We start from the raw sequence: 18071 nt of genomic DNA, 5'->3' as shown, positions 1-18071 counted from the left end.
AAACTTTTTCTTGACTATCTTACATTGCGGTTCCGCTGAAATTGAACGGTAGGCGGAAACGGGTTCTCCCGTTACAGGGAAAGGATATCCGGCCGGTATCCTGTAAAGCAGCGTCTTCTATGGACGAATCGGAGTGGTAACGCGGTGAAAACCATCGTCTCTTCATGCAGCAATGCATGGGGAGATTTTTTTTCACTTAAATATCGCATAAATGCCGGAAGTGAAGCGTATTATGGCTTCATTTCACACGAATTTCGATTGCAGAAAAAGAAAGATCCGCAGGTTCCCACTTTTAGGATCCTGCGGATCTTTTTTACTTCATGTTGTAACTGTTCAGTGCCCTCACAGTTACGCGCAAAAATCCATTCCTAATCGGCTGTGCCGATAGGATTTTTGCCTTCTATTCTAAGTTTTCTTACGGTCAGCGCAGTAAATGCGCAGACCTACTGAACAGTTACTTCATGTCTTAATTTTCTTTTGCCTCAAGTCCATCCCATGCACCGTCTTTGTCGACATAATATCCATCCGGTGTCCTGATTTCTTTGTACATGGAGCCAAGCGGCACAGCTCCGGATGTCTTTGAAAAGTAGTACCATTTTCCATTGATGAGCTGCCAGCCTGTGAGCATAGCTCCACTCACCGGATCAAGGTAATACCAGAAGCGTCCTGACTCATCGTAGTGCCAGCCAATCTGCATTCCGTTCTTCTCATTAAGCAGATACCATTTTCCGCTTGCGCCATCGAACACCCAGCCGGTCTTCAGATAGCCGTCAGAACCGAAAGCCCACCATTTTCCGTCTTTCTGGATCCAGCCCAGCTTTTCACCGTTCTGATCACTGATCTTTTCTCCTGCCGGATAGGTGCCGTCCTTGAATTCGAACCACCAGCCCTTATTATCGCGTTTCCAGGTTCCCTGTGCATCCTTTTCGGAAGAGCTGTTGTTAGAAACATTCTTTCCAAAGTTCGTTGCCACCGGGTTCTTTGTGCTGCCGGAACCGCCGGAATTGTCGGAATCATCGGATCCACTGCTTGCCCTGCGGACTGCATGAAGTGTTCCATTCTCAAAGTGGATCTCATAATTCTCAGATGTCAGGCCGGACGGCTGTATCGCGTAATCGCCCGCCGCGCTGTCTGGCGTGTATTCACAGGTAAACTGCAGGCTGCCGTTTAGCACATCCGCGGTATCTGTTCCCGCAAATCCTTCGTAGAGGACTGTGTACTCCGGAATCGTATCTCCAACTGTGACATTCTGATCCACAGCTTTTACGCTGAGCGGTGCTTTTTTGATCTCAAAGGAAAAGATCCGGTTTCCCGCTTCGTAGTTCTTTCCGGCATCCGCATGTACTTCCACCGTATAGGTTCCGGTGCCCGCCGGAGCTTCCGTTAAGATCTCACTGCCGTTTTTGATCGTCACGGTCACGTTTCCATCACTGTCCGTCCATGTCTCCGGCGCGGTGTTCTTCGCGTCATAGACACGGTTTAACTCAGCCGGATTTCGAAGCTCAAATTTCGGTTTTGCCTGAACTACAGTCAGTCTGCCCGGCAGATATGTAATCTCATAATTTCCATTTTCCGCTGTGAGACCAGACGGGATGATCTCGTACTCATCCACATCGCTGCCGACCGCATACGCGCACTCGTAGGAAAGTGTTCCGCCGAGGATTTCTGTGTTTTCTCCGTTTACGAAACCTTCGAACGTGCTGCTGTATACTGGCGGTTCGTCCTTATAGGTCACATTTTTGGACTCTGCCGTCACAGTAAGCGGAGCCGGGGTGATCGCAACGGTTGCGGAACCGCTTAAGGTGTCGAAGTTTTTCTTTGTTACCGTGTAGTAAACGGTATAGCTGCCTGTGTTCTTGTATACAGGGCTTTCTGCGAGTGTGCAGTTATCTTCGGATTCACCGTAAAGGATCTTACCGTTTTCAGCGTTTCCGGTAAGGGTGATCTTGATTCCGTGAGACTGTCCGTCGTAGATTCCTGTATAACCGGCTGCGTCGACGCCTGTGATCGAGGCATTTTTAATCTCGATTTCAAAGCTTTCAGATACGGAATCATGATTTGCAGCAGACACAGTGTAGTATACCGTATAGGTTCCAGCATCTTTGAAAGGAGGAGCATTTTTTAATGCCTTCGTTTCGTCTGCGGCCTGTTCTGCTGTGAGACCGTAGTGGAAGGTGATAGCCGTGCCACCGACTGTACTTCCTGTTGCCGTGACTTCCGGCAGCTGTTCCTTTCCATTGTAGGTCAATTCCCTCACCTGCCGTACAGAAATGTTCCGAATTTTGGCATTTTCGATCTTTGCACCGCTGCAGGAGACATTGGAAAGCTTACTCGTTGTAAGTTCATAGCAATCCGCAAATTCCGGATCCAATTTGATCTCTGTCACATTCACAGTATCTGTCCCGGAATCACTGGAGGTCCATTGGAAAGTTCCATTGGCCTTTAATTTTCCCGCTTCTTCCGGCAGGATCGGTTTTCCGTCAGCAGAACTGAGCGTAAGCGTTCCCTCAGCGTTTGTACCTCCATCATAAGTCTTTGACTGAAGAGTGTTTACAGAAGGAACGAGCCGCGCTTTGGAGACTGTAAATGCGACCGGGGTGCTTTCCGCTTCCTTGTAATTTTGGCTCTGGCTTACGACTGCCTTTACATACCAGAGTCCAGGTTTATTCTCTGCATTCCATTCCTTATATTCACCGTTTTCGTTACTACTGTAGATGTATTTAATTTCTCCTGTGGTGTCCGCTGCCGTGAGCTCCGGCTTCGGTGTTTCTCCGTAGCGGATATCCGGGCATGTTACTGTGGAGATTGTGTTTGAAGCGCGATAGATCTTTAAATCTGTCCCTATGCGTACAGGATTTTCCTGCGCTTCCACATTCTTTCCACCGCTGCTGGTAATTCCCATATAATAAGTTGCATATTCTTGATCCGGATCTGCATTGACCTCATAATGTCCTTCTGCATTTCTCGAAACCTTCTGGGTCAACTCTGCGTCACGATACAGTTCAAACCGGATCTCTCCATAACCTGTCACCGTATGTCCGCCAACGGAATAAGCATCCTTTATTCCCGGTTTAAGATAGTCCTCTTTATCGTTGCCATAGTTGATGCTTGTTACAGTCTGAAACCAGTCAGGATTGAACGTGGCTTTCTTGATCGTTATCTCTCCAATTCGTAAATTTGTAACACGTTCAACTCCATTTTCACTATTGGTGCTTACATAGATTCCATAGGTTCCTGCTGCCGCCGGAGCACCGATGAAATTATCAGCATCCTCTGCACCAACTTTTTCCTTATACTGAACAGCACCGATGCCAAACGATCCTTCTTTTCCCTCTACAGGTCGCACTTCTATCTCATGTATATCACCATTATGTGTATAGGTAAATTCAGTGGATCCAACTATCTGGAAATCATCCGTTGTCAGCGTGCGTTTGAGAGTCTTAAATTTGACTGTCTGCATTTCCGACACATCATTATTATCATTCTCTGCTACAAGATAATATGTATATGACGTATCAACAGAGAGATTATTCAATTCAATAGAAAATTTACCATTTTCTACATCTACTGTTGCAAAGCTCGCCTTACTATCCTCTTTCTTTGCTTCTGCTCTGAGCGCTTCTCCAGTGTATCCTTGATAATTAGAATTTGTATAGTATACTTTTGTTCCATCTGAAGTTCCCTTTATAGTCGCAAAATTCTCTTTGATATCATCAGATGATATTGCTGCGTCAAACTTAACCTGATATCCTGCGTAAAGTTCAATTTCCGGTATTTGACCTTGTGGATTTAACCTATCTTCGACAAGTTGATTCACTGTTGCTGTTGTATCTGTCGCAGTGCCATTTCTGTTTGAATCTTCTTTGTACCTCCATACTGAAAAAGCCGCACCATCTGGCAACCCGAGATTGCTCAAATAGCTTCGATGGCTATCGTCAAGATTCAGAAGATATTCATCGTAAAATGGATCCTTTTCATCTTTTCCAGTATAATACTTCACATGAACTGTATAAAGATTCGGTGCGCTGAATGCATAAATCTCAGTTGTTTCCGGATTATCAGAAATCTTATGCTCATTATATACTGCAAAGATCGGAGTCTTTCCGCCAGACAGTGTAATATGTTCAAGGAGATCCCGATAATTTGAGGTCGAGGCTTTGAAAAGCTTCATGTTCGCCCCTGTGTCATTTCCGTCCAACGGGAGATTGATTTTAAGGTTTTCTTCGCCTGTTGCCTTTGCCTTTGTAAAATCGATCTCATTTAATTTTGAAGCACTTTCGATTTGCATAGATGAGAACGGGAAATTTCCTTTAACCGTAAATTTTGCAGTCCCGCTGACACTATTTCTCTCCCAAGCCATATAAACATCCGGCCGATTCTCACCACCGGAAATTTTTCCGCCTGACAAGGTAACTTCATTGAGATGTGTGTGCTTTAAACCATACTCTCCGCCTTTGATCGTTCCCCCTGTCATCTCGAACTTAGCATGGTCTTCCTGCAATCCGCTGCTTCCAGATCTATACAGATAAACCGCCGTATTCTTTTTTGACTCTATCGTTCCACCGTTAACTGTTACTTTTACGCCACCAGTTGCGCTGATTGCATATCGGTTTTGCGAAGAATAAGCGGACTGATCTACAATATGCGCATTACCATCTACAATCAGATCTGCAGAGTTCAATGTGATAACAGACTCATTCGCATTATCTGCATTCACAGTTCCAATAATCTCCCCACCTGTAATATGGATCGTACTTTTTGTCTCTCCATTGAAACCGCTGCAGTTAATTTCAGATTCCAAAGTTCCCGTTCCAACAACATTTACTTTTCCAGTGATCTTTCCCTTAAGCAAAACTGGTTTATCGTCAGCGTTGCCTGAATCTACTGTAATATCTCCAGCAATTGGATTTTTTGTTGTTCCCACACTGATTTCTACTCCATCCGTTCCAGTGTTTCTCAGCAGAATTTCATCTATAATTCCGGATACTGTAACTTGGGCTTTAGTGTACTTGACCGTCTCTACTTTCTCAGTCCCATCCTCAGTTTTGTCATACGTAATCGTAACCTGATACTTTTCCGGATCGGAAGGTAACTGGATTTCCGCACTTTTAATATTTCCTGCCGGAATCAAACTGGATTCAGCATTTTGATTCATAATGCGGATATAGATGCCCACCGCTCTCGCTTTGTAACTCTGATACTGGCCCGCACTTCCTACAGAAGAATTATGATTGACAATGCTTAAATGAATCCCATTGACTAACGTATCCATGTTCTCAGATGAACCTTTGATCCAGTTTTTCAATGATGAACTGGCCTGCATTGCAAGGTCACTTACCACAAATTTGAATGAGCCATTTATCGTTTTTAAATTCACTGCAACAATAGTAGCACAGGATTGAGCACTGTAACCATAATATATCGATCCATACGTATTTTTACCTGCAGCAGATATATCAATATTACCTGATAATGATAATTTTGTCTTATCTAACATTGAAATTGCAAAAGCTCTTCCCGATGAATTAGTGTTCTCGGCATAAATTTTTCCACCACTGATAGAAACCTCTTCGCTTTCGCTAATTGCAGTAATCGTACTCGTATCATCTTTTATATTATTGAGTTGTCCCCCACATATATCTATATCTTTTATTTGTGCCAGTTGTCCATTCCATGTACCGTCTTTTATTTTAATACTGCCTGTTCCACCGTTTCCTCTGGCATTTCCATTAATTGTTCCTCCATTTAAAGAAATCACATCATTTTCATACATATAAAAGCCATCTACAGACTTAACAGTACCGCCATTTTGTTCAAAAATAACTGTAGAATTCTTAGAATTCTTAGCAGAAGACCTACGAATAACGTACGAACTTGTTGTTATATCAGCCTCATTGTGTATAATAAATGTGTCATTTGAGCCAATAATAAATGCTTCAGCTGCACTCGTATATGTGCCTTTCAAAGTCAATTCGCAGCTTTCCGTAAGTGTCGGCGCTTCTCTACTAATATTGACATTATCAAAATTAATATTTATGTTCGTATCTGTACCGAAACTCAAAATCTTGTTGAACGCATCTGTCAGACTATTTAAGTTTTCTCCATCTTCTGTCAAGCTTCCGCCAACAACCTTAAACTTCCCATCTGTCTGGCTGATCGAATACGTCTCTTCCGTAACTGTCTCCGCATTCATCGCACTCTTAGCCATTTTTCTCTTTATCTCCGGGGTCTCTTTCCCATTCGATGCTGTCGCGGTCTCCTTCTCAAGGTCAGACTCGGTCGTCTCGTTTGAATCCACAGTTGTATCCCGTTTCTCGTCCGCATTGGACTCGCTGGCTGTCTCGGCCTCGATTTTTTTATTCTCTTCTTCCAGATTTTCTTCCAGCGCCGGGATCGTCTCCGCTTTCGCCATAATCCCCATATCGCCATGATTGACCAGAAGGACCGCAATCAGGGCTGCTGCAGACATACGTTCATACCATTTTCTCTTTCTCATATTCATTTCCCCCTTTATGACAGGTTCTTTTGGATTATACTTGTAAATTTTCAGACCGTTCCACGGTTCATAGTTGATTTTATTATACGTTTTTTCTGTTCCACCCGCAATTCTTTCTGCACAAGATGTCAAAATTCCGCATAAGATGTCAAAATCAGGAATAATTCTCAGGAAATAGCTCCCGTTTTTTTCATGTATAAACTGTCCTGTTTTCGTAAATCATTTTTCTATGAAAATAATTTGCGGAGGTTCTTGTCATGGCAGGATATAAGGTTGAGATCTGCGGGGTGAATACTTCTAAGCTCCCGCTTCTGACGAATGAGGAAAAAACCGACCTTTTCAGACGGATCCAGAATGGAGATACGGACGCAAGAGAAACATATATTAAGGGGAATCTGAGGCTTGTTCTAAGTGTGATCCAGAGGTTTTCAGGGAGCAGTGAGAATCTGGATGACTTGTTTCAGATCGGGTGCATCGGGCTTATCAAGGCCATCGATAATTTTGATCTGTCGCAGAATGTGAAGTTTTCAACTTATGCGGTGCCGATGATCCTGGGGGAGGTGCGGCGGTATCTGAGAGATAATAATTCGATCCGGGTGAGCAGGTCGCTCAGGGATACGGCTTATAAGGCGCTTTCAGCGCGGGAGCTTCTCACGAAGAAGAATCTGCGGGAACCTACGATCATGGAGATTGCGGATGAGGTGGGGATCTCGAAAGAGGAGATCACCTATGCGATGGATGCGATCCAGAGTCCGGTGAGTCTTTATGAGCCGGTTTATACGGATGGTGGGGATCCGCTTTGTGTGATGGATCAGATCAGTGATAAAAAGAACCGGGAGGAGAATTGGGTGGAGCAGCTTTCTCTGAGTGAGGCGATGAAGAGGCTGCCGGTCAGGGAGAGGCGGATTATTGATATGAGATTTTTTGAGGGGAAGACGCAGACGGAGGTTGCGGGGGAAGTTGGAATTAGTCAGGCGCAGGTGTCCCGTCTGGAAAAAAATGCCTTAAAGGCAATGAAAAGTTATTTAGATTAATAATAATCAGAAAGAGCCAGAGACTTATATCCCTGGCTCTGAGTTTGTTTTGGTCAGCTTAAAAGATTTTCATATAATTATTTCGCTGTCTCCCCATATCTGGTCAGCAGTTCCATATAGAAGTCGATGCTGTCCGCCAGCTCTTCTACTCCTGTGAACTCGTTCGCTGCATGGACATGATGGTCTTCTCGCGCGTAGATCGTTGAGAAGCGGTATACGCGGTCGCTGAGGTCGTAGACGTATCTCGCGTCTGTTCCGCCGAGCATCATCTCCGGACACGGGATCACATCGCCATAGATCTTACCGCTGATCTCAACGAGAAGGTCTTTGATGGCTCCGTCGTACAGGGATGTCGGGGACGCGGTGCTGCCTTTGAGAACGCGCACTTCCACCTCATCCGGCACAATGTCTTCCAGGTGTTTCTTTACGCTCTCAACGGTATCTCCCGTGAGGATACGGCTGTTTACAACTGCGGTGACCTTCGCCGGAAGAATGTTCGCCTGGGCAGATCCGGAAAGCATCGTCGGAACGACGGTGGTGTGGAACATCGCGTCGAGGGCTGGATCTTTCTTAAAGTACGGAACAAGCTTTTCCAGATTCTCATCCGGTTTCTCAAGCAGCTTTGCCAGCTCCGGATTTTCCTTCGCCATATACGGCGCAAGGACCTCGAAGCGGCATCGAATCGTATCCGTCACGCGATATGGCATCGGATTCTCCTGGATCGCGATCAGTGCCTTTGCAATCATGGTCGTCGCGAAATTCTCGCCCGGGCGGCTGGAGTGTCCGCCTTTTGCGGTGTAGGAGAGTTCAAAGTCCACATATCCTTTTTCGCAGAGACCAATGGTGCAGAGTCCCTTATCGTCGATTCCGTAATCACTTCCCGCGCGGACTCCGCCGCCTTCGTCAAGGACGGCGCCGAAGCGGATGCCGGTTCCGCGGAGTGTCTCCGCCGGGATCTTTCCACCTGCGACCTCCTCCATGTATCCGTAGGAAAGGTAAAGGTCATAGTCCGGCTCGTAGCCTTTTTCCAGAAGTGCCTCAACGGCTTCCAGCTGTCCGATCAGGTTGCTCTTGCAGTCACTGGATCCGCGGCCCCAGATCTTTCCATCGGCGATGGTTCCGGAGTATGGCGGATATGTCCACTTTTCAAGGTCGCCTTCCGGGACAACGTCCTGATGCGCCATTAAGAGAAGCGGCGCGGCACCGGATTTTCCGGTTCCTTTCCAGTGATAGAGAAGTCCTGCCTGTCCGGTATGTTCCAGGGTCAGGTGTTTATGTACTAACGGGTATGTTTCCTTTAAATACTCGTGGAACGCGTCAAATTTTGTGTAGTCAGTCAGTGAATTGTCCGCGTTTGATACGGTTGCGAAGCGGACCGCGCCCGCGAGGTGTTCCGCGCTGATCTGCGGATCGATGGTGTGTTTTCCCATGTGTCTCTTCTCCTTTGCTGTCGGATTATTCTGCTTTCTTCTCCGCCTTCTCACTCATCGCCTTGGAGTTTACGATAACGCGCAGGTGGGAACCTTCTCCGCACTTGCCTTTTTCATCGTTCACTTCAATGTCGAACCAGAGCTTTCTTCTCTCGATGCTGCGGAGCTTCGCGGTAGCTGTCACTTTCATTCCCACCGGTGTCGGTGCCAGGTGGCGGCAGTGGATCTCCGCGCCGACGGTCGTCTGTCCCTCTTCGAGGTAGGATTTCGCAAGCTCCAGGGCTGCGTCCTCCATAAGAGCCACCATGTTCGGGGTGGAGAGGATCTTGGAACCGGCGCTGCCGATGCGTTTTGCGGTCATGTCATCGGTAACAGTCCATGTGAGGCTGTATGTCGGTGCATAGAGGTCTGCTTTGTCAGCTAAGATTGCAGCAACAGCTGTGCATGCCGGACAGTCGCAGAATCTCGCGCCCTCTGCCTTGATCTTCTTCGCGTGAGCCTCGATTCCTGCTGCCTTTTCCTCTCCAAGGATCTTCTTCCCATCCTCAGATCCCGCAAAAGCGATCAGGCCGTCGATCGGGATAATGTCTGCCGCGATCTCCTCGATCAGCGCCTTTGCTGCCTCGTCCTGTTTCTCTGTATTGACGGCTTCAAGCCATTTGTTTGCAGCTTCCTTTGCCTCCGCACAGCAGGACGGCGCGTTGATAAGTGCTTTAACTTTCTCGATCATTGCCTCTATTTTGCTCATGATTTATTCCTCCGTTCGTTTCTTTCATGTCACTTTTTCTGCCTCTGATAAGGCTGTTCCGGAAGGAATCTTTTCCGGGTTTCCCCTTGCAGAAACAGTCCTGCTCCCATTCTATCGCATGTATTTCGAAAATTCAATCGGATTTTTCCACAGTTTTCAGACCTTTTGTCGATACTGAGATTTTTTCTCTCAAAATATCCGCGGCAATCCGCAGCAGTTTCCCTCTCACATCTCCACCCTGCTGCAGGCCTGCAGCTGATGTTCATGCTCGTACTTCTCCTTCGTCGCAAGCCCGCCGCGGATATGCCGCTCCGCCTTGTTGATATCCAGAACCACTCTCGCCTGTGCCGCCAGGGACGGATCGATATGGATCAGACGATCCGTCACATCCTTGTGTACCGTGCTCTTTGAGATTCCAAACCGTTTCGCCGTCTGTCTTACCGTCGCATTCTCGTCAATAATATAGTTCGCGATCTGGATCGCCCGTTCTTCAATATATTCCTTCATAGGGTTGCCCCTCGATGATATTTTTACCATCTTATTACAGAATTTGAGAATTTATGCGGGCAAGATTCCTATCCTATATCTCAACGCATTCCCGCGCCGCAGCAGGCTGTATTTTCGCGCAGATGCGTATTCCCGATACGTTATCGTCCTCTGGTATAGCAATGTATTCCTCGAATTTTCCTATATACAAAAATGTACAGATATAGGTCCCCTCCATAAAAGGATCTCCATATCTGCACATCATTTCACTCTAAATCTTTAATTTTCTTACTTCACCACGATCTGACAGCTTCTCATGGTCTCTAAAGCCGCCTCATGTCTTTCCCTCGTCACGCCTGCCGCACATGCGGAATCCACGAAGACCGGGGTCTCCGGGAGGAACGCTTTGATGAGGAGTGCGTTTGAAACCACACAGATATCCGTACAGAGTCCCACAAGCTCGATGGACTCGATCGGTGTCTTCTTATTTCTCTCAAGAAGGTCTTCCGCTAACTCCGGACATCCGAAGGTGATCTTCTCATACATCGCCGCGTCGCGCTCCACGAAAATCTTCTCAAGCTCCGGAATCAGGTTCCATCCGTCGGTTCCTTTCATACAGTGGGGAACCGGAAGGAAATGTCCCTCCTGGGTGTCCATATAATTCTCGAAATGTGTGTCCTTCGTAAAGATCAGGTCCCCATCAAACTCTTTTGCCTTCTTTACAACAGCCGGGACGATCGCCTCCGCGTCCTTGCTGCCGAGACTTCCGTTCACAAAATCCTTCTGCATATCCACAACGATCAAAATCTTCTCTGCCATAGCTCATCTTCCTTTCTCCGAATCCGGATCTGTCTTAGGTCGAGGATACCCCAGACCACCTGCCCTGTCAAGCGTTTTTCCGGATCAGCAGCAAAATGCCCCTGAGTTTCCACCCAGAAGGCATTTTTCTTTTCCCTGCACGGCCCGCATCCCATTGATCGCGGACCTGCGCGATAGCAGCTTATATTTACGGCTCCGCAACCCGTCTCGCCGCCACCACAAACCGTCCATTTTTCGTATGGTAGCTGCATGTGGACAGCATCAGGATCTGATCCTCATACTCCGGGACGATCTCCGTGTCGTAGTCGGAATGTCCTCTGAGCCAGTTCACCAGCTCATCGTATTCCTCCTCCGGAATATCCCCGTCGTAGCGGTAATACCGGAATCCATCCTCATCTTCATAGAGCACCTGCGTCTCCACCGCCGCAAAGACCTCATAAGTCCGCGGTTCTCCGTCGACGTAAAAACGGACGAGCGGATGTTCTTTCCAGTAATCAGCCTTTTTGTAGGAATCAAGGGTTCCGAATATGGACCCGTTTTTCATGTTGTGCCCATAGATGATCAGACACTTCGTGTCCACGCCGGATGCCTCGCCGAGAAACGGGGTTCCGCCAAATGACTTGGAACCATCAAAGGCCCTGTGGAGGTAATATTCCGGATCAGACTCCCGGTCCACCACCGGGTAATCGATCCTTGTATCCGGCAGCCTGATCCAGCCGACGTAATCGGGGTTCTCATTCTTAAGCGCCGCGTATCCGGCAGCCTCCTTTAAGAGTTCTGCCCACTCCGCCGCTTTCTCCTGATCCGTTGTCTCCCCGGCACTCTCCGTCAGATCTGCCGGAGCTTTTTCCTCCGCGTAATCCGCCGCCAGCTTACTCAGGCTGTCGAACGCGTCCGCTTCCTTTTTGGCCGCCAGATAATCCCGGCCCGCCATAAAGGCGGAGACGCAGAACACCGCGCCGAACACCAGGATTCCTAATTTGTACCACCATGGGCTTTTTTTCTGTTTCTTCTTTCCTTCTGCCATCAGCTCTTTCTCCTTCTGTCAGAGTGCTCCTTTCCGAGTATCCGTGCCAGAAGACCAGTGAGGGAAATTCCCGCAAGTAAAAACCACAGATAGCCATGTGTCACATCACCAGTCTCAGGAACCTAAGTTGTCTTTTCCTTAAGCTCTCTCCCGATCTTTTTTATCACAAAGAGATACGAGACACCCGTAAATACCGCCGCTGCGATCCATGCCGCCGGATCGGCGAAACAGGCGAGCGGATAGCTCAAAAGCTTCATCGCCGCCATGGAGACAATCAGTCTCGCGATGAGCTCCGATACACCTCCCATCATCGGCAGAAAGCCATATCCGCAGCCCTGCATGATATTGCGGAAAATAAAGATCGTGCAGAGCGGCAGGAAAAACATCGCGGTCATATAGCAGTAAGTCTCCGCCCACGGCATCATCGCTGAAATGTCTACGTCCCCGGTAAAGAAAAGTCCGAGACATGGCCTGAGCAGCGCACACATGAGCAATGCTACCGCGACAGAATACACAAACTCCGCGAGAAGCGCTGCCTTTACACCCGCCTTGATCCGCTTTACATCCCCACATCCGTAGTTCTGTCCGCCGTAGGTCGCCATCGTCTGTCCCATGGCGATCATGCCCTGGATCACAAGACTTTGGAGCTTCGCCGCAGCCGTGTAAGCCGCAACTGCCACGGAACCGAAGAGGTTGATAGCGGACTGCATGATCATGGTTCCCGACGCTGTGATCGCGAACTGGAACGCCATGGGAATCCCGGCCGCAAGCTGGTTTCTCGTGTCATTTCCGTGGATCTTCCAATGTTCCCTCTCCGGCTTTAAGGATGGAACCTTAACCCAGATATATCCCACGCAGAGCACCGCCGAGATCGCCTGGGACAGATTCGTCGCCCAGGCTGCTCCTGCCACACCCATGCCGCCGCGGATGATAAAAAGCAGATCCAGACCCACGTTCAGGCAGGCGGAAAATATCAGGAAAAAGAGTGGGATCTGACTGTTTCCCACCGCCCGCAGATAGGAGGAAAACAGGTTGTAGAAGATATTTGCCGTGAGTCCGACGCTGATTCCCATGATATACGTGTAGGCATCCTGAAAGATATCTGACGGCGTATTCATCAGGTGCAAAAGCGGGTTCATGATCGCCACACAGACCAGTGTCAGGATGACCGCTGCGATCACCGCCAGGATCATTCCGTTTGCCACGCTGCGTTTCACACCTTTTTCATCCCCTGCCCCATACCGTTGGGCGGTAAGGATCGAAAAACCGGCCGTGATTCCCTGAGCAAAGCCGGTCGCCAGAAACATGATCGTTCCGGTGGAGCCGACCGCCGCCAGCGCCCCGGCACCGACGCAGCGGCCGACGATGATCGTGTCCGCCATATTATAAAGCTGCTGAAAGATATTTCCGATCACCAATGGAATCGTAAATTGCAAAATCACCGGCAGCGGTTTTCCTTTTGTCATATCGAGCTGCATGCTGTTGATCCTTTCTTTTTACATAAAAATGCCTGACTGATATCAGCCAGGCATCAAAATCATAATTTGTCATGTCCGGCAAACAGGCCGGCAGCACATTTCATTTGGGGATCATTCCGATTTTTTCTTATCCTTATCGCGACCGATCATTCTCAGAATAAAATCGACAGTACCGTCAATTCCGTAGCTTGCGCTGTTGATGCATAGATCGTAGTTATTCGCGTTTCCCCAGCTTCTTCCGGTATAAAAATTGTAATAATGCGCATGTTTTTTGTCAAGTTTTTTCAGGAAATGGCGCGCTTTTTTCCGGTCTAATCCGGAGTTTACCTCGATCGCGCGCTGGATCCTCTGCTCGATCGGTGCAGTGATATAGATACTGATATGCGGAATACCGTTGTTCGTTAAGATCGCATCGGCACAGCGGCCCATGATAATAAAGTCTTCCTTTTTCGCCATATCACAGATCAGGTCGCTCTGGTTGAAGAAGACGGCATCCTGACGGTTCAGGCCGTGGTAACGGCTGAAATATTTGATATGATCCTTCAGGGACATATGGGTCACTGCCTCAAACTCGCTCGCCGGACTCTGCTGCAGTTCCTCAGAGACGTGGGCATATCCCGCCGCGTCACGGATCGTCTTATCTTTCTCCGCGTCGAGGCGTTTTAATACTGCCGCGAAAATATCGGCATCGTAGTAGTTAATATGAAGCTTATCCGCAAGCTTGAAGCCGACATCGATTCCGCCGCTTCCGTATGTCCAGCTGATGCAGATAATCAGATGGTCGTCGTTGGAGAAACGGTTCGCTACGTTGAAGCTGTTTAACTTCGCGAGGATCGGGTCGATCACATCGCCGCTGGCGAAGCTTGTCGGAAGACTCATGACCTCATTGAGGATGCGGTTGTACTCGGTCATACACATCGCGCGTTCTTCTTTATCCTCGATGGTACGGGCCATGTTCGCAATCAATCCAAGCTCGCTGCGGACTAAATGTCCCTGCGGTCTTGTGGTCAGAAGCTCTGTGAGCTCATTCACACAGCGCTCTCTGTCACGGTTGAAAACACGTCCCAGGGAGGAACCCAGGTGGACATAGACCTCCGCGTCCAGATCGTAGATATGTTCTGCCAGTTCTTTGATTTCTTCTTTCGTTGCAGCCATATTTCCTCCCCCTTCCTATAAAAAGAATACCAGAGTATCCACAATGAATACCGGAACAAGAATTCCAAAGGACCAGATCAGATATCCGAAGAATGAAGGCATCCGGATACCGTTCTCATCCGCAATGGATTTGACCATGAAGTTCGGCGCGTTACCGATATATGTATTCGCGCCCATAAATACAGCACCACAGGAGATCGCTTCCAGCATCTTGGCCGGAACGGTTCCGAGGGCCGTCACCATGCCCTGTGACAATCCTAAGGCGCCTGCTGTTGTCAGGAATACCAGATAGGTCGGCGTATTGTCGAGGAAGCTGGATAACAGACCGGTCGCCCAGAACATCTCAAACGGTTCTGTGATCCCAAGCTCCGCTCCGTTTGCCTTTAAGATCATAAGCGCCGGCTGCATCGTAATAAAGATACCGACGAAGAGAACTGCGACCTCGTGGATCGCGCCCCAGGTAAAGTGGTTCTCTCGGCGGATCGATCCATCCGTCGTCTTAAAGGACAGAAATGCGGATACAAGGATGATCACACACTCAATGATCGCCGGATAGGATAATGTAACTTCTCCGAATACATGAATCCCGAGGACATTTCCTGCGGCATCCTGAAACATCGGCATGGACGGCAGGGTACCGCTTAAGATAACGGCGATCACGATCATAATGATAAAGACCAGGTTGTGGCTGCCGCGGATCTTCACCTCAGTACCAGGTTTGCTGATATCCGGCTTTAAGCCTGCCGCGATATCTTTTCTATATGCCTTCATATCAAAATGATAGAAGATGAACAGCAGGATGATCATATTGAAGATCAGGATCGGTAAAAGCTTTAAGCTCCAGAAGAACGGCACACCTCTCATGAATCCCATGAGCAGAGGCGGGTCGCCGATCGGAGTCAGGCAGCCGCCCATATTTGATACCATAAAGATAAAGAAGATCACGATATGACGTCTTCTCTTTCTCCATGCGTTCATCTTGATGATCGGACGGATCATTAACATGCTGGCACCGGTCGTACCGATCCAGCTGGAAAGCAGGGTTCCAAGAGCCAGAAGACCCACATTGATCCTCGGGGAACCGGCCAGGTCGCCTGACAGAGTAATGTTACCGGACACGCAGAACAGTCCAAACAGAAGGACGATGAATGTCAGGTAGTCGTTTATGATACATTCCAGTGTCGTCTCCGCCGCCTTCGGCACACCGTACTTCACGGCGAACGGGATCAGGAACAGCAGGGACCAGAACACGACCGCATGCGGCTGGTGCGCCTCCCACCACTCTGCTTTCACAAGCGGAAGGACCGCGATGCAGAGCAGGAGTCCTGCAAATGGAATACAAAGCCATAACGGCGTCTGTGCTGCCGCCCCGGCAGCCTCTGGTTCTGCCGCAAGCGCTGTAACTGCAGTCTGGTTTAAGACCGCCAGAAGTCCTGCGCAGAATGCAAATAATTTCTTCATGGGTAAACCTCCATGTAATCAGCTTTTATGAGCCATTACTCTTTTTTTTCGCTCAACACGGCTACTGATTATAACAACTTTCCCGCACAAATACAAGTACGATTCTTCCAAATAATTGCCAAATTTCCGCGTAGAAAATCAGCATTTTTGCCAAAATGGAATATATTTCGTATTGTGAAATTTCAGACAATGGGATTTTATCTCATTTATTTTACAACGTTAAAGCATTGGTCTGGGATACCGCCGCATTCCGTTTTTCTGCGCCATGTACTGCTTTTTTTTCTTGGTTTTTCACGCCCTGCGAGAATGCCGTAATCGGTCTTCTATAAAGTAAAAAAGCAGCACGGTCATTTGATTGATGGATGATCAGATACCGAAACTGCTTTTGTTTTATTTAATATATGTGTTTTATGTATTTTTACTACACTAAGAAAAATTCCGTAATGAATACCATCGCGCAGCAGATCACCGCAACGGACAGGAGACTTCTTCCGCACCATGCCGCGATAATTCCGATGACCAGCGCCAGCGCCGCCGACACCGTACTGTTTGTGGCGGAGAGGATCGCCGGAAACGTCATAACAGCTAACGTCACATATGGGACGTAATATAAGAATGACTGGATAAACTGATTTTTGATCGGTTTCCGGATCAATGTGAGCGGCAGGACACGGATCATGTAAGAGACACCCGCCATCACCGCAATATAAAGATAAATATTCTTTTCCATGTTTTTTCTGTGTTCCTTCTTAATTTAACAAGACAGTTTTCAAAAATTTCTTTTTCTTTTAAGCGCCCTGTTTTGCCGCGTCTGCAGAATGGACATGAGTTTCTTCCGTTGTTTCCTTGGAAGTATCAGCCGCGCTGTCCTCTGCCGGATGTGGGAAGAGAATCGCTGCTGCGGATGAGAGCACAACAGTCAGAATGATCGTTCTCGTGCCGCTGGAGATCGATGAGATCCCCGGCAGATGCTCCGCAAGGTAGCTTGCCGCGAAGCTGATGGCGATGAGACCTGCAAGGATGCGGCTCTTTCTCGCCGGTGGAATGATGATCGCAAGGAACATTCCGTAGAGTGCCACGCTGAAGGCGCTCACAAGACGCCACGGCATCAGATTACCTGCCAGCGCACCGAGGGCTGTTCCGACAGCCCAGCCGGGAAGCGCTAATGCGATTGCCCCGTACATATACCAGGGATTTAAGCAGCCCGGTCTTGCAATCGTAATTCCGAACAGCTCATCGGTAATATCAAATGCCATGAGAAGCCTGTGGAAAAACGGCATATCCGGATCCATTCTCTGGCTCATGGCACAGCTCATCAGTAAATATCTCGCGTTCGCGATCAGTGTCACGATCGCCATCTCAATATACGCTGCCCCCGCGGCGATCATCGTAAAGCCCGCGTATTCCCCTGCGGACGCGTTGCAGAGTGCGCTTGTGATCATTCCCTGAATCGGTGTCATCCCGACATTCCGCGCCACGATTCCCAGTGAAAAAGATACCGCAAAATACCCGAGCGCGATCGGCACCCCATCCCGGGCTCCATCCCGGAATGCCCGCCGGTTTCCAACACTGGCGATTGAAAACTTGTTGTTCCCCATAATATTCCTCCCTCAAACAGAAACAGCAGACATCCTGTCCTGTTTATGCGCTGCCATTCCGCGTAAATTAGCGGCACCCAGGAATTTTCATCCAGAGCTGCCGCTTTCCATTATTCTGACATCATTGTCGATACGGGCATGAAAGAAGCCCAAACAGTAACTGATTTTGCCGATGCTTCGCATTCCAAATCGGCAAAATCCACTGCCACCACTGTATTGTACGGAATTTTCAGGTCAGAAAATTCCTACCTGTGTGCAATGACCAAACATGTACAGTATACTCTTCTTCTTTACATTCGTAAAGCCACTGTTTATAATAATTACAGAAGTTTTGCAGTT

The 18071-nt window shown here is 48.2% G+C and carries 13 protein-coding genes; 2 read left to right on the top strand and 11 right to left on the bottom strand.

Features of this window, described 5'->3' with window-relative positions:
• Window positions 1-466: 466 nt before the first annotated feature.
• Complete coding sequence (locus tag DXA87_RS04340) at window positions 467-6496, bottom strand: MBG domain-containing protein (protein WP_117503395.1); 6030 nt, start codon at window positions 6494-6496, stop codon at window positions 467-469.
• 257 nt (window positions 6497-6753) lie between these two features.
• Here DXA87_RS04340 and sigG point away from each other — a divergent pair, with 257 nt between their 5' ends.
• Window positions 6754-7530 carry an RNA polymerase sporulation sigma factor SigG gene (sigG, locus tag DXA87_RS04335; protein ID WP_117472242.1) on the top strand — a complete coding sequence of 259 codons (777 nt, stop codon included), beginning with the start codon at window positions 6754-6756 and terminating at the stop codon, window positions 7528-7530.
• Between the two features lie 77 nt (window positions 7531-7607).
• Here sigG and DXA87_RS04330 read toward each other — a convergent pair whose 3' ends face one another.
• The 10 genes from DXA87_RS04330 to DXA87_RS04280 form a co-directional block, all read right to left on the bottom strand.
• On the bottom strand, window positions 7608-8960 hold the full coding sequence (locus tag DXA87_RS04330; RefSeq protein ID WP_117503394.1) for a M20/M25/M40 family metallo-hydrolase: 1353 nt from the start codon (window positions 8958-8960) through the stop codon (window positions 7608-7610).
• Between the two features lie 25 nt (window positions 8961-8985).
• Window positions 8986-9708 carry a thioesterase family protein gene (locus DXA87_RS18690; protein WP_348982199.1) on the bottom strand — a complete coding sequence of 241 codons (723 nt, stop codon included), beginning with the start codon at window positions 9706-9708 and terminating at the stop codon, window positions 8986-8988.
• Window positions 9709-9933: 225 nt separating this feature from the next.
• Window positions 9934-10215, bottom strand: coding sequence for a sporulation transcriptional regulator SpoIIID (spoIIID, locus tag DXA87_RS04315; RefSeq protein WP_015552650.1), 282 nt, complete (start codon window positions 10213-10215; stop codon window positions 9934-9936).
• A gap of 267 nt (window positions 10216-10482) precedes the next feature.
• On the bottom strand, window positions 10483-11013 hold the full coding sequence (locus DXA87_RS04310; RefSeq protein ID WP_015552652.1) for an isochorismatase family cysteine hydrolase: 531 nt from the start codon (window positions 11011-11013) through the stop codon (window positions 10483-10485).
• 187 nt (window positions 11014-11200) lie between these two features.
• On the bottom strand, window positions 11201-12040 hold the full coding sequence (locus tag DXA87_RS04305; protein WP_117503393.1) for a class B sortase: 840 nt from the start codon (window positions 12038-12040) through the stop codon (window positions 11201-11203).
• Between the two features lie 122 nt (window positions 12041-12162).
• Window positions 12163-13518: an MATE family efflux transporter gene (locus tag DXA87_RS04300; RefSeq protein WP_117503392.1), complete on the bottom strand. Its 1356-nt coding sequence runs from the start codon at window positions 13516-13518 to the stop codon at window positions 12163-12165.
• Window positions 13519-13629: 111 nt separating this feature from the next.
• Window positions 13630-14673 (bottom strand): cytidylate kinase-like family protein, encoded by a 1044-nt coding sequence (locus tag DXA87_RS04295; protein WP_117470081.1) that lies wholly within the window; start codon window positions 14671-14673, stop codon window positions 13630-13632.
• Between the two features lie 15 nt (window positions 14674-14688).
• Window positions 14689-16134 carry a sodium:proton antiporter gene (locus DXA87_RS04290; RefSeq protein ID WP_117503391.1) on the bottom strand — a complete coding sequence of 482 codons (1446 nt, stop codon included), beginning with the start codon at window positions 16132-16134 and terminating at the stop codon, window positions 14689-14691.
• A 421-nt stretch (window positions 16135-16555) separates the two neighbouring features.
• Window positions 16556-16864 carry an AzlD domain-containing protein gene (locus tag DXA87_RS04285; RefSeq protein ID WP_117470083.1) on the bottom strand — a complete coding sequence of 103 codons (309 nt, stop codon included), beginning with the start codon at window positions 16862-16864 and terminating at the stop codon, window positions 16556-16558.
• 58 nt (window positions 16865-16922) lie between these two features.
• Window positions 16923-17732, bottom strand: a complete 810-nt coding sequence (locus tag DXA87_RS04280; protein ID WP_117470084.1) for an AzlC family ABC transporter permease — start codon at window positions 17730-17732, stop codon at window positions 16923-16925.
• Between the two features lie 138 nt (window positions 17733-17870).
• On the opposite strand from DXA87_RS04280, the gene DXA87_RS18250 reads away from it, so the two are divergent.
• On the top strand, window positions 17871-18071 hold a 201-nt coding region (locus DXA87_RS18250), incomplete at its 3' end, for a hypothetical protein (protein ID WP_207659033.1).

The sequence above is a fragment of the Desulfotomaculum sp. OF05-3 genome (assembly GCF_003435535.1).
GTDB lineage: Bacteria > Bacillota > Clostridia > Lachnospirales > Lachnospiraceae > Pilosibacter > Pilosibacter fragilis.
This window is presented reverse-complemented; position numbering and strand designations above follow the sequence as displayed.

Coding starts and splice junctions, on each gene's coding strand:
- DXA87_RS04340 (WP_117503395.1), bottom strand. CDS start 6,496: ATGAGAAAGAGAAAATGGTATGAACGTATGTCTGCAGCAGCCCTGATT.
- sigG (WP_117472242.1), top strand. CDS start 6,754: ATGGCAGGATATAAGGTTGAGATCTGCGGGGTGAATACTTCTAAGCTC.
- DXA87_RS04330 (WP_117503394.1), bottom strand. CDS start 8,960: ATGGGAAAACACACCATCGATCCGCAGATCAGCGCGGAACACCTCGCG.
- DXA87_RS18690 (WP_348982199.1), bottom strand. CDS start 9,708: ATGAGCAAAATAGAGGCAATGATCGAGAAAGTTAAAGCACTTATCAAC.
- spoIIID (WP_015552650.1), bottom strand. CDS start 10,215: ATGAAGGAATATATTGAAGAACGGGCGATCCAGATCGCGAACTATATT.
- DXA87_RS04310 (WP_015552652.1), bottom strand. CDS start 11,013: ATGGCAGAGAAGATTTTGATCGTTGTGGATATGCAGAAGGATTTTGTG.
- DXA87_RS04305 (WP_117503393.1), bottom strand. CDS start 12,040: ATGGCAGAAGGAAAGAAGAAACAGAAAAAAAGCCCATGGTGGTACAAA.
- DXA87_RS04300 (WP_117503392.1), bottom strand. CDS start 13,518: ATGCAGCTCGATATGACAAAAGGAAAACCGCTGCCGGTGATTTTGCAA.
- DXA87_RS04295 (WP_117470081.1), bottom strand. CDS start 14,673: ATGGCTGCAACGAAAGAAGAAATCAAAGAACTGGCAGAACATATCTAC.
- DXA87_RS04290 (WP_117503391.1), bottom strand. CDS start 16,134: ATGAAGAAATTATTTGCATTCTGCGCAGGACTTCTGGCGGTCTTAAAC.
- DXA87_RS04285 (WP_117470083.1), bottom strand. CDS start 16,864: ATGGAAAAGAATATTTATCTTTATATTGCGGTGATGGCGGGTGTCTCT.
- DXA87_RS04280 (WP_117470084.1), bottom strand. CDS start 17,732: ATGGGGAACAACAAGTTTTCAATCGCCAGTGTTGGAAACCGGCGGGCA.